We start from the raw sequence: 14,401 nt of genomic DNA, 5'->3' as shown, positions 1-14,401 counted from the left end.
AGGATCGAGATGCCCACGACCGTCGAGGTGCGCGCCGGCGATCGTCCGTACGAAGTGGTCATCGGCGTCGGCGTGCGCCAACTGCTGCCGGGGATCGTCGAACGGCTCGGCGCCCGCCGGGCCGTGGTGGTCTCGGCCCGCCCCCGGCCGTGGGTGCCGGATCCCGGGGTCCCCTCGACGGTGGTCCCGGCCCACGACGGGGAACACGCCAAGACGCTCGCCACCGTGGAGGATTTCTGCGCGCGGTTCGCCGCCTTCGGGCTGGGCCGCGCGGACGTGGTCGTCGCGTGCGGCGGCGGCACCACGACCGACGTGACCGGGCTCGCCGCCGCCCTCTACCACCGCGGCGTCGCGGTCATCCACGTCCCGACCACGCTGCTCGCCCAGGTCGACGCCAGCGTCGGCGGCAAGACCGCGGTCAACCTGCCGGCCGGCAAGAACCTCGTCGGGGCGTACTGGCAGCCGGCTGCGGTCCTGTGCGATACCGAATACCTGAGCACGCTGCCGCACCGGCAACGGCGCAACGGGCTCGGCGAGATCGCCCGGTGCCACTTCATCGGGGCCGGCGATCTGAGCGGCCTGACCACCGAGCAGCAGATCGCCGCCAGCGTCGCGCTGAAGGCGGACGTCGTCTCCCGGGACGAGCGGGACACCGGGCTGCGGCACATCCTCAACTACGGGCACACGCTCGGGCACGCGCTGGAGATCGCGACCGATTTCCGGCTGTACCACGGCGAAGCGGTCGCGGTGGGTACCGTCTTCGCCGGCCGGCTCGCCCACGCGCTGGGCCGGATCGGGGCGGAGCGGGCCGCCGAGCACGAGGCGGTGGTACGCCGCTACGACCTGCCCGCGGCCCTGCCGGAGGGCGTCGCCGCCGAGGAGCTGATCAGCATCATGCGCCACGACAAGAAGTCGGCCGGCGGGCTGAGCTTCGTCCTCGACGGCGACGGCGGTCCCGCCCTGGTCGCCGGGGTCGATGCCGAAGCCGTCCGGCAGGTGCTCGGCGAGATGCCGCGGCAACCGCTGGACGCCCTGGTCGCGGACACCGCCGAACCCGCGGGGACCCGGTGAGCCGCCGGATCGGCCGGGATCACAGTGCCCCTGTACGCGCCGCGCTGACCCTGCCCGCGGCCCAGCAGCCGGAGTGGCCCGACCGCAAACGCGCCGCCGCCGTGACCGCCTCCCTGCGTACCCTGCCGGCCATCGTGCGGCCTGGGGAGATGGCCCGGCTGCGGCAGCGACTCGCGGCCGTCGCCCGGGGCCAGAGCTTCCTGCTGCAGGGCGGCGACTGCGCGGAGACCTTCACCGACAACACCGCCACGCACGTACGGGGAAACGTGGCCCTCCTGCACCGCATGGCCGCCCTTCTCGCCACCGCCGGCGACCGGCCGGTCGTACGCCTTGCCCGGGCCGCCGGCCAGTACGCCAAGCCGCGTTCCGCGTACGTTGACGCGGACGGCCTGCCCGTGTACCGGGGCGACATCATCAACGGCCGGACCGCCGCCGCGGCGGCGCGCACCCCGGATCCGGGGCGGATGCGGCGCGCCCGGATCCACGCGGCGCGGACCATGGACGTCATCCGGGCCGCGCACGCCGGGACGTACGTCAGCCACGAGGCGCTGCTGCTGGACTACGAGGCGGCCGGGCTCACGGCGTACGGATCCAGCGTGCTCAGCGGCATCGCCCACTTCCTGTGGATCGGCGAGCGGACCCGGGCGCTCGACGGCGCGCACATCGCCCTCGCCGCGCTGCTCGCCAACCCGATCGGCCTCAAGATCGGCCCCACCACCATCCCCGAGGAAGCCGTCGAGTACGCCCAGCGGCTCGACCCGCAACGCGAGCCCGGCCGCCTCACCCTGATCAGCCGGATGGGCCACGACCGCGTCCGCGACGTGCTGCCGCCCATCGTGGAGAAGGTCACCGCCGCCGGCCATACCGTGGTGTGGCAGTGCGACCCCATGCACGGCAACACCCATCTGCTCCCGAGCGGCTTCAAGACCCGCAGCCTGGGCCGGATCGCCGACGAACTGGACGGCTTCTTCGAGGTGCACCGGGATCTCGGCACCCACCCCGGCGGCCTGCATCTCGAACTCACCGGCGACGACGTCACCGAGTGCGTCGGCGGCACGGACGGCCTCGCGGAGCACGACATCCCGCGGCGTTACCGCACGGCTTGCGACCCCCGCCTCAACCCGTCCCAGGCGCTCGAAGTCGCCCGGCACGCCGCCCGCCTGCTCCGGCCATGACTAGCAGGTCGGGGTATACGACGCCCCCGGCCGCCGCTCATAACCTGAGCGAGTCCCCCCTCAGTCCCGGCGAGCTTCGGAGAGACATGGACGCCATCGGCAAAGCACCCGTCTTCCCGCAATGGCCGCAGTACGACGACGAGGAGCGCACCGCGCTGATCCGGGCCCTGGAACAGGGTCAGTGGTGGCGGATGGGCGGCACCGAGGTGGAGTCGTTCGAGCGGGAGTTCGCCGAGTTCCACGGCGCCCCGCACGCCCTGGCGGTCACCAACGGCACCCACGCCCTCGAACTGGCCCTGCAGTGCCTCGGCGCCGGGCCGGGCAGCGAGGTCATCGTCCCGGCGTTCACCTTCATCTCGTCGTCGCAGGCGGCGCAGCGGCTGGGCGCGGTCGCCGTACCGGTCGATGTGGACCTCGAGACGTACAACATCGACGTCGCCGCCACCGCGGCCGCCGTGACGCCGCGGACCCGGGTCATCATGCCGGTCCACATGGCCGGGCTGGTGGCCGACATGGACGCGCTCGCCAAGCTGGCCGCCGACAACGGCGTGGCGCTGCTGCAGGACGCCGCGCACGCGCAGGGCGCCCGCTGGCAGGGCAAGCGCATCGGCGAGTTCGGCACGATCGCGGCCTTCAGCTTCCAGAACGGCAAGCTCATGACGGCCGGCGAGGGCGGTGCCCTCCTGCTGCCCGACGAGGAGATGTTCGAGAACGCGTTCCTGCGCCACAGTTGCGGACGGCCCCGCACCGACCGGCACTACATGCACAAGGTCAGCGGGTCGAACCTGCGGCTCGGCGAGTTCGCGGCGGCCGTGCTGCGCGCACAGCTGCGCCGGCTCGACGCCCAGAACGCGGTCCGCGACGAGCGCTGGGCGCTGCTGTCCGGGCTGCTCGCCGGGATCCCCGGTGTGGTGCCGCAGAGCGGTGACCCGCGCGCCGAGCGCAAGACCCACTACATGGCGATGTTCCGGGTACCGGGCCTCGGCGAGCAGGCGCGCAACGATCTGGTCGACCGCCTCGTCGCGGCCGGGCTGCCGGCCTTCGCCACCTTCCGGGCGATCTACCGCACCGACGCGTTCTGGGACGGCGCGCGGCCGGCCGAGACCGTCGAGCAGATCGCCGAGCGCTGCCCGCACACCGAGGCGATCAGCACCGACGGCATCTGGCTGCACCACCGGACCCTGCTGGCCGAGCCGGAGGCCCTGCACGCCACCGTCGAGATCATCGCCGGTGCGGTGACCGCCGCATGACGATCCGGGTGGCGGTCGCCGGCCTCGGCTGGGCGGGCCGGGAGCTCTGGCTGCGGCTGCTCGGGGAGCACGACGCCTTCGAGGTCGTCGCGGCGGCCGAACCGGATCCCCGGGCACGCGAGGCGGCGACGCTGGAGACCGGCGTGCGGACGGTCCCGGACGTTGATGCCCTTGACCCGTACGACATCGACCTCGCCGTGGTGGCGGTACCCAACCACCTGCACGCCGAGACCGCCGCCCGATTGCTGCGCCGGGGCATCTCCGTCTTCCTCGAGAAGCCGGTGTGCCTGACGCTCGAGGAAGCGGCCGAACTGGCCGGCGCCGAACGCGCGGCGGGCGCCACCCTGCTGGCCGGCAGCGCCGCCCGGCACCGGGCCGACGTCACCGCCCTGCGCCGGGTGGTGCCCACCCTGGGCCGGATCCAGCACGCCGAGCTGGCGTGGACCCGGTCCCGGGGGATTCCGCGGCCCGGCGGGTGGTTCACGCGGCTCAGCATGGCCGGCGGCGGTGCGCTGGTCGACCTCGGCTGGCACCTGCTCGACACGCTCAACTCGCTGATCGGCCCGGCCGAGAGCCGGCAGGTCGTCGGCGTCACGTCCGACGACTTCGTCCGGGCCGGCGGCTGGAACGCGGCCTGGCGCCGGGACGGCGATCCGGCCGACGGGTGCGGCGACGTCGAGGACACGGCCCGGGGCTTTCTCGTACGCCAGGACGGCGTGTCGGTGTCGCTGCGTACGAGCTGGGCCTCCCACGACGAGCGGGACGTGTCCATGCTGCGGATCGAGGGCAGTGAGGGCGTCGCCTGCCTGCGCTGCACCTTCGGCTTCAGCCCGAACCGCCTGCCGGAATCCGAACTCACCGTGACCAGGGTGGGCGCCACCACCCTGTTGCCTGTACCCGCCGATCCCGTCGGCGCCGAGTACAGGACCCAGCTGGACGGTCTGGCCACGAGCCTGGCCGATCCGGGAAACCGCGGCACCGCCATCGCTGACGCCCGATTGACCGTCGGGCTTATCGACAGGTTCTACCAGTCCGCGCACCCGGTCGCCGGATGACCTCCGGCGACCGGGGCGCCGCACGCCAGGTGACCGCGCCGCCGGGACCAGGGAGGGCACTCATGACCAATCCCTTGACCGAACCCATCGGGACCGGCGTCGCCGTGCCGCTGCGGCGCGCGGTGATCTTCGACCTCGACGGGGTCGTCGTGGACAGCTTCGCGGTGATGAGCGAGGCGTTCGCCATCGCGTACGCCGAGGTCGTCGGGCCCGGCCCGGCACCCTTCGCGGAGTACCGGCGGCACCTCGGCCGCTACTTCCCGGACATCATGAGGGAGATGCGCCTGCCGCTGGCCATGGAGGAGCCCTTCGTCCGGGAGAGCTACCGGCTCGCCCACCGCGTCACCGTGTTCGACGGCGTCGTGGACCTGCTGTCGGTGCTGCGTGAGCGCGGGTTGCTGCTCGCCATCGCCACCGGCAAGAGCGGCGAACGGGCGCGGTCCCTGCTCGACACGCTCGGCCTGTTGCCGTACTTCGCCCACGTCGTCGGCTCCGACGAGGTCGCCCGGCCCAAGCCCGCACCGGACATCGTGCTGCGGGCGCTGGAGCTGCTCGGCGTACCGGCCGGCGAAGCCGTCATGGTCGGCGACGCGCCGACCGACCTGCTCAGCGCGCACGGAGCCCGGGTCAGTGCCGTCGCGGCGGTGTGGGCGCAACCCGAGGAGGACGAGCTGTTTGCCGCCCGCCCCGACGTCGTCCTGCACAAGCCCGCCGACCTCCTGGCGCTGTGCCCGCCGGTGCCGGCCCGCTGACCGGGCCGGTGTACGACCTGGGTGTCGACATCGGTGGTACGAAGGTCGCCCTGCGAGCCGAGGACCGGCACCGCCGCGTGCACGAATCCGCGTTCCGCTGGGTGCCGGGACACGACGCCGGCCGGGATCTCGCACTGCTCGCCGAGCGGGTGGCCGAGGTCGGCCTGCCATTGCGGGCGGCCGGGGTGGCCCTGCCCGCGACGGTGGACGCCGCCGGCCGGGTCAGCGCGTGGCCAAGCCGTCCATCGTGGATCGGGCTGCCGGCCGGGGAGGTGTTCGGTGCGCTCTTCGGGCCCGTCCCGGTCGCCTGGGCCGACGACGGGGACCTCGGTGCGCTCGCCGAGGCCCGCGCGGCAGGCGTCACCGACCTGCTGTACCTCGGCGTCGGAACCGGCGTCGGGGGTGGCTTCGTCTTCGGCGGCGAGCTGTGCCCGGGGCCCGGCCGGGGATCCTTCGAGATCGGGCACATCGCCGTCGGCGCAGGGGAGGGCTGCCGGTGCGGCCGCGGCGGCTGCCTGCAGGCGGTCGCCTCCGGCCCGGCGATCCTCGACCGGGCCGCACGCGCGCGGGGGCTGCCCGTCACGTACGAGGAACTGTGCCGGGCGGCCGCCACGGCCCCCTGGGCGATCACGGCGCTCGGCGCGGCCTACCGCGCGCTGGCCACGGCGATCGTCAGCGTGGCGGAACTGCTGCACCCGCGTCTGGTGGTCGTCGGGGGCGGCTTCCTCGCCGGGGTCCCCGGTGCGATACCGGCCCTGAACGGCCATGTCGCCGGGCTGATCCGCCCCGGCCAGGAACCGTTGCCCGTACGCGCCGCCGCCCTCGGTGGACTGTCATCGCTGGCCGGCGCGGTCGAACTGGCACGCACGCTGTAGAGGAGACGAGGGTTCATGTCCGCAGCACCGCAGGTCGTCCCGGCGTGGTGGCGCACCTTCCGGCCGGCACCGGGAGCGCCCGTCCGGCTCGCCTGCCTGCCGCACGCCGGCGGCTCGGCGAGCTTCTACCACCCGCTCGCCCGGGCGCTGGCCCCCGGCATCGAGGTTCTGGCCGCCCAGTACCCGGGGCGGCAGGACCGCTATCGGGAGCCGCTCGTCACGTCCCTCACCGAGCTCGCGCGGCAGTGCTTCGAGGCGCTGCGGCCGTCGATCGACCGGCCGCTGATCCTGTTCGGGCACAGCATGGGGGCGCTCCTCGCGTATGAGATCGCCCTCCTCATGCAGGACAACGGCATCGCGCCGCCGGTACGCCTGGTGGTGTCGGGCCGCCGGGCGCCGTCGCGCTACCGGGACGACCAGTTCCATCGGTTGCCACCGGCCGGGCTCGTCGCGCAGGTGCGGGCGCTCAGCGGCACCGACGCGAGTGTCCTGTCCGACCCGGAGACTCTGCGATTGATTCTTCCGGCCGTACGCGGTGACTACCGAGCCGTGGAGACGTATCGCCACCAGCCCGGCCGGGTGGTGCACGCCCCGGTCACGGTGCTCACCGGCACCGAGGACCCGATGGTGACCGCCGAGGAGGCGAGCGTCTGGGAGCGGCACACCGACGGGTCCGCCGAAGTCCGTTCGATGCCGGGCGGCCATTTCTTCGTCGCCGACCACTTCGACGAGATCGCTGGGCTGCTGCGAACCATCGCCGCGCCTTAGCCTTCCGGTTAGCGTCGGTTTCGCCGTTTGGGGTCTTGACCTGGGACTTCTTGGTCGCGGGATGGTGTGGGGCGGGCGTGGATCGGGAGCCTTTCGGACGTCCGGGGCTGGGTTGGGTGGGTTTCGGTGCACTGGCCGGAGTGCCGATGGCTGGCAGTAGATGACCGAAACCTCGACGGACCCGGCCAGGCGTGAACGCGCCGACCGGCTGCGGCCGCTGCCAGGGCAACCGGTGATCGGCGACCAGGAAGCGGGCCAGGCGTAGCTGGGCCAGGCGGCCAGGATCAGCCAGGTCCACCGGTCGGCCTGCTGCGGTGTGCGCAGTTTCGGCACGGTCCAGCCCAGGACCTGCTTGGCGAAACGGAAGGTGTGCTCGATATCGAAGCGGCGCAGATAGCAGCGCCAGACCCGGTCCAGGTCCAGATCGGACTAGATCGGGCCGTGCCACCACAGCCACACCGTCTTCGGCTCCCGGTCCCGGCGGCCAGGCAGCCGCGACACCCGCAGCCGGATCAGGGTGCCCTCGACGATCCGCAAGGCACCGCCCGGCTCCCCGGTAGGTGCGCTGTTTCGGGTGCAACCGATGCCACGCGGACACCTGCACTCGGCCGTAAACCTCGTCGTCGACCTCGAGCCGGGCATCTGTGCCCGGCCAACTGCCCGGATCGGCGCAGGACACCTTGGCGCCGTGCCGGCGCGGCGCGCCACCACGCCCACCGACCCGGGGAACCGGCCGGGCGTAGAACGCCCGGTCGTCGCGGACCCGGACCACGATCTGCGCGCCGGTCCCAGCGAGCTCGACGGTCAACTGCACCGGGTCGTAACCGCCGTCGAAGGCGACCAACGCGGCTGCTCCAGCGGCCCGAGCCGGGACAGGACCGCCCGAACCTGCCCGGCCGCCACCATATTCGGGTTGTCCGACACCGCTAGGCGCCGGGCATCCAGCGGCGCTGTCCAGGAATCATGCTCGGTCGACAACCCGACCAGCCACGAGTAACACCAGCCCGCCACGATCGGCTGGCCCGCCGAATGCCGAGCCGGGTGGTGATAGAACCCGCGCCCGGGCGAGCACTCCGCATCGCACCGCGCCCACACCGAAGCATCGACCGCGAAATCCGGCCGCCACCCCGCTGCCCGAAACCGGGCCAGCAGCACATCACGCAGCAGATCCTCGTCGATCCGACCTGCGGACAACGCCCCGTACCCGGCGTCGTGCCCCCGCCGGGCACCCGGCGCCAAGCTCACATAGGCCACCCCAGCCACCGTGACCGGCGCGCAGATCCCATCGACCAGATCGAACAACGCGTCTGCCCGCCGGTCGAAACAGTCGTACACCTCGCCCCTAATACTGCAACGGCGGGTCGTGACTTATGGCGGTTCGAATCGTTTGCGGTAGTGGGAGGCTTTCGCTTGAGCTTGCCGACGGCGGCGCCAGGTTGACCAGTGCAGCACGTGATCAGCTGCGGTACGCCCGATGAGGACGAGGTAGGCGAACAGGCGGCGGACCTCGTTGCCGCTCAGCGGGATCAGGCTGCGCTCGCTTGGGGTGGTGCCCCCTTTGCGGCCTCGGCGGCGCGGGTGACGACGAGGAACGCGGCGGCGGCCATCGCGAGGGTGATGTGGGCGTACCAGGCGTCGTAGCGGCGGACCTGGTACTGGTCCAGGCCGACCTCGTTCTTCGCGGTCTGGAACGACTCCTCCACCGACCAACGACCGCCGGCGACCCGCACCAACTCACGCAGTCGGGTGCCGCGTCGGCCGAAGCAGACGTAGTAGGCGATCTCGTCAGGGTCGCTGATCGAGCGTCGGGCGAGGACCCAGCCGCGGCGGCCGTGGGCGAAGGTGCGCCGGATCGGTACCCGGGCCCAGTCGTAGCGGCGTGGCCCGCGCGCGCCATCGCCGCACGACAGGCGCTGCCACGCGCCCGCACGCACCCTCGCGACCAACTCATCGACACGCAGGGTGGTGTGCAGTCCGGAGGGCACCTCGTCGTCACAGCGGGTGGCCATCACATAGGCGATGTCCTGATCCTCCAGCCAGCCCCGCAGGCCCGGGTTCTGCCCGTAGGCCTCATCCGCCGTGAACCACGAGAACGGCACCCGCGCCTCGATCGCCCGCTCCACCATGGCCTGTGCCTGCCGCGGCTTCGTGGCGAACTCCACCTCTTCCGGGATCGCCGCCGCCCGGCACCGGTCCCGGTCATCGGTCCACGACTTCGGCAGGTACAACTCCCGGTCGATCAACGCCCGACCCCGCGCCGTGGCGTAGCACAGGAACGTGCCGATCTGACAGTTCTCGGTCTTGCCCGCCGTGCCCGAGTACTGCCTCTGGACTCCCGCCGAGGCGCGGCCCTTCTTGATGAACCCGGTCTCATCGGCGACAAGCACCCCGGCCGGATCGCCGATCCGCTCCACGACGTAGTCGCGCACGTCATCGCGGACCGCGTCCCGGTCCCACGCCGCGCTGCACAGCATGCCCCGCAACCCGTCCGGCGACACATGCCCAGCCTGCTCCGCGAGAGTCCACCCGTTCCGCCGCTCCAACGGCGCCAACAACCCCCGCGCATACGCCCACGCCCGCCGCCGGGGCTCCACCCGCTCAAACCGATGCGCGAACCGGAAGAACAACTCCTCCAACCCGGCATCCCACGACCCGACCACTTGCGCATCCACCACAGCCAACCAACGAACGATCAGCAGCCGAAGCAACGACCCGCCGTTGCAGTACTAAACCGGCGAAGTTCACCCTGGTCACCACCACCGACCTGCCCGACACTACGAACAACGGCCACCTGAACCTCCCCGAGAAGATTCGTCTCTTCCTCACAGAGTGATCAGGTGGCCGTCCGGGAGTGTCAAGTTAACGGCTGATCTTGGTTGTTGAAGTGGTCAGAGGTTGGCCGGGGTGAGCCGGCCCTCGAAGGCGATCTGGAACGCGTTGAGAGGTGCCTTCCACCGGATGGTCCACCGGCGGCGGCCGTTGCCGGTCGGGTCCAGACTCATCAACGCCATGTACACGCACTTGAGCGCGGCCTGCTCGTTGGGGAAGTGCCCGCGGGCGCGGACCGCTTTGCGGATCCGGGCGTTGACGGACTCGATCGCGTTCGTCGAGCAGATGACCTTGCGGATCTCCACGTCGAACGCGAGGAACGGCACGAACTCGGCCCAGGCGTTCTCCCACAGCTTCACGATCGCCGGGTACTTCCGCCCCCAGGCCTCGGCGAACTCCAGGAACCGCTCCGTCGCCGCGTCCTCCGTCGGCGCGGTGTAGACCGGCTTGAGCGCTCGGGCGATCTTCTCCCAGTCCTGCCGCGCCGCGTAGCGGAACGAGTTGCGCAGCAGGTGGATCACGCACGTCTGCACGATGGTGGCCGGCCACACCGCCTCGACCGCCTCCGGTAGGCCCTTGAGCCCGTCGCAGACGAGCATCAGCACATCGGCCACGCCCCGGTTCTTCAGCTCGGTGAGCACGTGCAGCCAGTGCTTCGCGCCCTCACCGCCGTCACCGGCCCACAGGCCGAGGATGTCCCGGTGGCCGTCGACGGTGACCGCCATCGCCAGGTAGATGGGCCGGTTCGCGACCTTCCCGTCCCGGATCTTCACATTGATGGCATCGATGAACACGACCGGGTAGACCGGGTCGAGTGGCCTGTTCTGCCACTCGGTCATCCCGTCGATGACCTTGTCCGTGATCGTCGAGATCGTCTGCTTCGACACCTCGGCGCCGTACACCTCGGCCAGGTGCGCGGCGATCTCCCCGTGCGTCAGCCCCCGGGCCGACAACGACAGCACGAGCTCGTCCACCCCGGACAGCCTGCGCTGGCGCTTACGCACGATCTGCGGCTCGAACGTCCCCGCGACATCCCGGGGGACCCGTACCTCGACCGGGCCGACGTCGGTCAGCACGGTCTTCGTCCGGGTGCCGTTACGGGAGTTCCCGGTGCCCTTGCCGGCCGGGTCGTGCTTGTCGTAGCCGACGTGGTCGGTGATCTCGCCCTCCAGGGCGGACTCCAGGACCCGCTTGGTCAGCTGCTGCAGCAGACCGCCCTCACCGGTGAGCTTCAGCCCGTCACCGCGTGCCCGGTCCACCAGCAGCGCGATCAACTGCTCATCCGTGGCCGTACCCACCGACCCGCCTGCGGGCTCCTGCTCGATGGTGGTCTCGGTCGTCATCTGGCGCATCTCCCTTGATCAGCAGATCCGCCGTTAGTTGTACACACCCGGCCGTCCCATGCCAGTCCCTCAACAGAGCGACAGAAGCAAAGCTCAGACGCTAAACGCGAGGCTTAGCCTCAATCCGTCAGAGGGTGTTGATCCCTGGTAGTCCGGTTCGGCTGACCGTTTTGTCCACTCGGGGTGGGGGTCGGTTCGCCGCGTGTCGCTGCGGGTGCGCCGGTCCTCCTGGTGCCGGTGGCGTCTTTCTGCTGGTAGGGGCCGGTGTTGGGGGTCAGGTGGGTGGGGGTATCAGGCTGAGGCGTTGCCAGCAGAGGGTGAACGCTTCGGCCCAGGGCCAGGTGTCGGGGATGGACAGGATCGTGCGGCGGGCGTGGGTGGCGAGTTTCGCGGGGAGGTGCAGGATTCGGTAGCGCAGGGTGTCGGGTTCGGCGTGGGCGAGGTCGGCCTGGTCGTGTAGGCCGAGGAGCCGGGTCCAGGTGTCGAGGTCGGCGGCGATGTTCGCGGCGAGGACCCAGCCCTGGTTGACGGTCCAGTCCTTGGAGGGCAGGTTCCGTAGGCCCATGGCCTTGTTGGTGCGGACGCGGTCCTCGACGCCGGCGTGGGCGCGGTGGAGGGCGTCGAGCCATTGTGGCTGGTGCGAGCCGGCTACCCGTCCGAGGCGACCGATGTTGGTGGCGACGATCGCGTATCGCCAGCCGGTGGATCGTTCCAGGGCGGTGAGGTTCTTCGCGTGCCGGGCCGACGCTCTGGTGCGTCGCACGATCAGCCGTAGCCCGGTGTTCCAGTTGTCGAGGCGTTGGTTGAGGCCGGTCAGCTCGGCGGTGTGTGCCTGTCCGGTGGTGGCGGTGCCGTCCTGGCCGAGGCTGTCGGTCCACGCGGTCTCGGGTAGCCGGGCGATGGCGGTCTCGTCGGCGGCGGTGATGGTCCAGCCGACGGTGAAGCGCACGTTGCGTCGTGTCCGGTTCAGCCGCTCCAGGTGTGTCATGAGGTCGTGGGTGGCGCCGGCGCCGTCGACGCGGATCAGGATCTTCCGCCGGTAGGACGCCGGTAGTTGGGCGATCGCGTCGTCGAGTACCCGAAACACCGGTAGGCCGTTGGCGAGGTTTCCGCTGTGTGCGGCGCCTTTTCCAACGGCCCCCGGTCCGAACCACGCGGGCACCTTTCAGCGCACGTAGCTCTCCAGCGGCTGTTCCGTGAGTGTCGCGGTTGGCTGTCCCGCATGGATGGCCTTGTGGCAGTCCGCGCAGACCACGAGGGTCTTGCGGCGTTTCCGGGCCATGAGTTGCGCCCACGCGGGCTGTGGTCGCCCCGGCTTGTCGAGGTCGGCGAGCTTGCGGACCTGGTGGGTTTCCACCGGGCCGCGTCGCTCGCACCACTCGCACTGTCCCGCCGTGAGCCGGATGACCAGCTCTTTACGACGGGTGGTGATCGGGGCTGGTAGGCGGTCGTTGATGGCCGCCTTCTTCTGCCGTTTCAGGGGGATACCACCGAACCTGGCGACCAGTGGTTTCCTGCCCGGCCGTGCCACGATGGCCTGGAAGCAGGTGCGCGGCCCGTGCGGTGTGACGATTTTGGCCTTGTACTTGCGGGCCATCTTCATCACCGTCGAGCGATGCTTCGCAGCCAGGGTCTTGAGCATCGACGTTTCGGCGACCCACCGAAGCCGTTTCAGCTTCGACACGTCGCCGGCGAGCAGGTAGTACTGAACCACGCCCCGGTACTCGGCGTCGTAGGTGCTGATGATGGCGTGGTCGTCCCAGCTCATCAACTCCTTGCGGCGCTCGGGTTGACCGCGTTCGAGGTAGGGGGCGATCTTGGCGGTGATCACCGTCCGGGGAACCCGCAGCCAGATGCTGCCGTTGACGCTGGGGCGGCACTGACTGTGTTGGACGGTGACCTCGTAGCCGAGGTATTGCGCAGCCTGGGTGCGGGCATGCGTGATCAAGGTCTTGTCCTGGCTCAGGTCCAGTTTGAGGTCGTCATGCAGGAACTGGGCCAGGCGTTGTTTGATCTGCTCGGCTTCGGCCTTGGGTCCGATGAACCCGAGGAGGTGGTCGTCTGCGTAACGGGAATATCGTAGCCGCCGGTATTCGGGATCATGAGTGTCCCATCCGGACATGCCACGTCGTTCCACACGCAGCCGGCGTGCCGCTATCCGATCGCCGCGCCGGTAAGCGCGTTTTGATAGCGGCCGATATCCTGTGGTAGGCAGGGTTGGGTGTTCTGCCAGCCCTTCGGGTGTACTGCGGGATGAGCACTGTCTCGACGAATCTGTCCAACCGATCCAAATAGATGTTGGAAAGGATCGGTGATGCCACACCACCCTGCGGGGCGCCGCTGAGTGTTGCGTGATACTCCCAGTCCTCCAAGTACCCGGCTTGTAGCATCTGTTTGATGAGCCGGAGGAGCCGGTTATCGTGGATGTTTTCCGCCAGGATCGACAGCATGACCTCATGGTCAAGACTTCCGAAACAGTCGGCGATATCTCCCTCGATGAACCAGGTCGTCCCAGTCCAGGTGGTTGCCACTTCGTTTAGTGCGGTGTGGCAGCCACGGTTGGGACGGAAACCGTGTGAGCGATCGGAGAATCGCGGCTCGTAATACGCCTCCAACAGAAGGCGGACGACTTCGCCGACGAGTTTATCCGACCATGACGGTAGACCCAGGGGTCTCCGTTTTCCATTCTTTTTGGGAATGTAGACGCGTCGTGCTGGCTGGAATCGGTAGCGTTCGTGGCGCATCGCATCAATGATGCGGTCGATCTTGGCCAAAGACATCGCGTCGGCGGTTTCTCCGCAGGCCCCAGGCGTCATCGCTCCGTCGTTGGAGTAGATTCGGCCGTAGGCCAGTAGGTACAGGCTCGGGTTGAACAGTTGTCGGTACAGTTCGTTGCACGGCAGGCCACGCCTTCCGCGTTCACGTAGGACATTCAGCACCATTTCGGCGTTCTGCATTACGCATACCTCACGGTCGTTGAGTATCCAGCCACCTGGCCCCCTTCGCCCTGTGGACGGCCTTCCCGTCCTCCCTGGTCGGGCGTGACTCCGACGACTAATACGGGGCCTCTGTCACCATAGGGTTCGCACCCGACAGGTGATCCCACGTTCGTCCCTGTCATACGTAATAGCGCGTTTTAGGTTCCCCACTCATTCCCTTGATCTCCCTCGCTGGGAGCCGTTCCACGCTCCGAAGGTTGCGCCGACCACCACATCATGTCGACGCAGAGCGTGACGCCGGTTGCAGACGCCTTTCCGGCGGGAGTCAGCCGCTTCACCTACCG

General features: G+C 70.1%; 13 protein-coding genes. 7 read left to right on the top strand and 6 right to left on the bottom strand.

Features of this window, described 5'->3' with window-relative positions; all coding sequences use genetic code 11:
* Positions 1-9: 9 nt before the first annotated feature.
* The 7 genes from EDC02_RS11890 to EDC02_RS11860 all read left to right on the top strand — a co-directional run bounded on the left by EDC02_RS11890 (position 10) and on the right by EDC02_RS11860 (position 6,946).
* Positions 10-1,071, top strand: a complete 1,062-nt coding sequence (locus EDC02_RS11890) for a 3-dehydroquinate synthase family protein (RefSeq protein ID WP_123601994.1) — start codon at positions 10-12, stop codon at positions 1,069-1,071.
* On the top strand, positions 1,068-2,246 hold the full coding sequence (locus EDC02_RS11885; RefSeq protein ID WP_123601993.1) for a 3-deoxy-7-phosphoheptulonate synthase: 1,179 nt from the start codon (positions 1,068-1,070) through the stop codon (positions 2,244-2,246). Before EDC02_RS11890 ends, EDC02_RS11885 begins: the two co-directional genes overlap by 4 nt.
* An 86-nt stretch (positions 2,247-2,332) precedes the next feature.
* Positions 2,333-3,496 (top strand): aminotransferase class I/II-fold pyridoxal phosphate-dependent enzyme, encoded by a 1,164-nt coding sequence (locus tag EDC02_RS11880; protein ID WP_123601992.1) that lies wholly within the window; start codon positions 2,333-2,335, stop codon positions 3,494-3,496.
* Positions 3,493-4,551, top strand: coding sequence for a Gfo/Idh/MocA family protein (locus tag EDC02_RS11875; protein ID WP_123601991.1), 1,059 nt, complete (start codon positions 3,493-3,495; stop codon positions 4,549-4,551). Before EDC02_RS11880 ends, EDC02_RS11875 begins: the two co-directional genes overlap by 4 nt.
* 62 nt (positions 4,552-4,613) lie before the next feature.
* Positions 4,614-5,303, top strand: coding sequence for an HAD-IA family hydrolase (locus EDC02_RS11870; protein WP_123604720.1), 690 nt, complete (start codon positions 4,614-4,616; stop codon positions 5,301-5,303).
* Positions 5,279-6,178, top strand: a complete 900-nt coding sequence (locus EDC02_RS11865) for an ROK family protein (protein WP_233605880.1) — start codon at positions 5,279-5,281, stop codon at positions 6,176-6,178. Before EDC02_RS11870 ends, EDC02_RS11865 begins: the two co-directional genes overlap by 25 nt.
* Positions 6,179-6,193: 15 nt before the next feature.
* Entirely contained in the window at positions 6,194-6,946 is a 753-nt protein-coding gene (locus EDC02_RS11860) for a thioesterase II family protein (RefSeq protein WP_123601990.1), read from the top strand.
* Between the two features lie 804 nt (positions 6,947-7,750).
* On the opposite strand, the gene EDC02_RS11855 is transcribed toward EDC02_RS11860, so the two are convergent.
* The 6 genes from EDC02_RS11855 to EDC02_RS41570 all read right to left on the bottom strand — a co-directional run bounded on the left by EDC02_RS11855 (position 7,751) and on the right by EDC02_RS41570 (position 14,075).
* A complete protein-coding gene (locus tag EDC02_RS11855) occupies positions 7,751-8,281 on the bottom strand; it encodes a transposase (protein ID WP_158632162.1) in 531 nt (176 codons plus the stop codon).
* Positions 8,282-8,472: 191 nt separating this feature from the next.
* Positions 8,473-9,606: an IS701 family transposase gene (locus EDC02_RS11850; RefSeq protein ID WP_123601988.1), complete on the bottom strand. Its 1,134-nt coding sequence runs from the start codon at positions 9,604-9,606 to the stop codon at positions 8,473-8,475.
* A 228-nt stretch (positions 9,607-9,834) separates the two neighbouring features.
* On the bottom strand, positions 9,835-11,118 hold the full coding sequence (locus EDC02_RS11845) for an IS256 family transposase (RefSeq protein WP_123604599.1): 1,284 nt from the start codon (positions 11,116-11,118) through the stop codon (positions 9,835-9,837).
* A 274-nt stretch (positions 11,119-11,392) separates the two neighbouring features.
* Entirely contained in the window at positions 11,393-12,205 is an 813-nt protein-coding gene (locus tag EDC02_RS11840) for a transposase (protein ID WP_233605787.1), read from the bottom strand.
* 78 nt (positions 12,206-12,283) lie between these two features.
* Positions 12,284-13,240: a group II intron reverse transcriptase/maturase gene (locus EDC02_RS41575; protein WP_233605879.1), complete on the bottom strand. Its 957-nt coding sequence runs from the start codon at positions 13,238-13,240 to the stop codon at positions 12,284-12,286.
* The gene (locus tag EDC02_RS41570; protein ID WP_233605878.1) at positions 13,218-14,075 is read right to left on the bottom strand and encodes a reverse transcriptase/maturase family protein; all 858 of its coding nucleotides are present in this window, start codon (positions 14,073-14,075) and stop codon (positions 13,218-13,220) included. Before EDC02_RS41570 ends, EDC02_RS41575 begins: the two co-directional genes overlap by 23 nt.
* Between the last annotated feature and the right edge of the window lie 326 nt (positions 14,076-14,401).

Origin of the sequence: Micromonospora sp. Llam0 (genome assembly GCF_003751085.1) — a bacterium.
GTDB lineage: Bacteria > Actinomycetota > Actinomycetes > Mycobacteriales > Micromonosporaceae > Micromonospora_E.
This window is presented reverse-complemented; position numbering and strand designations above follow the sequence as displayed.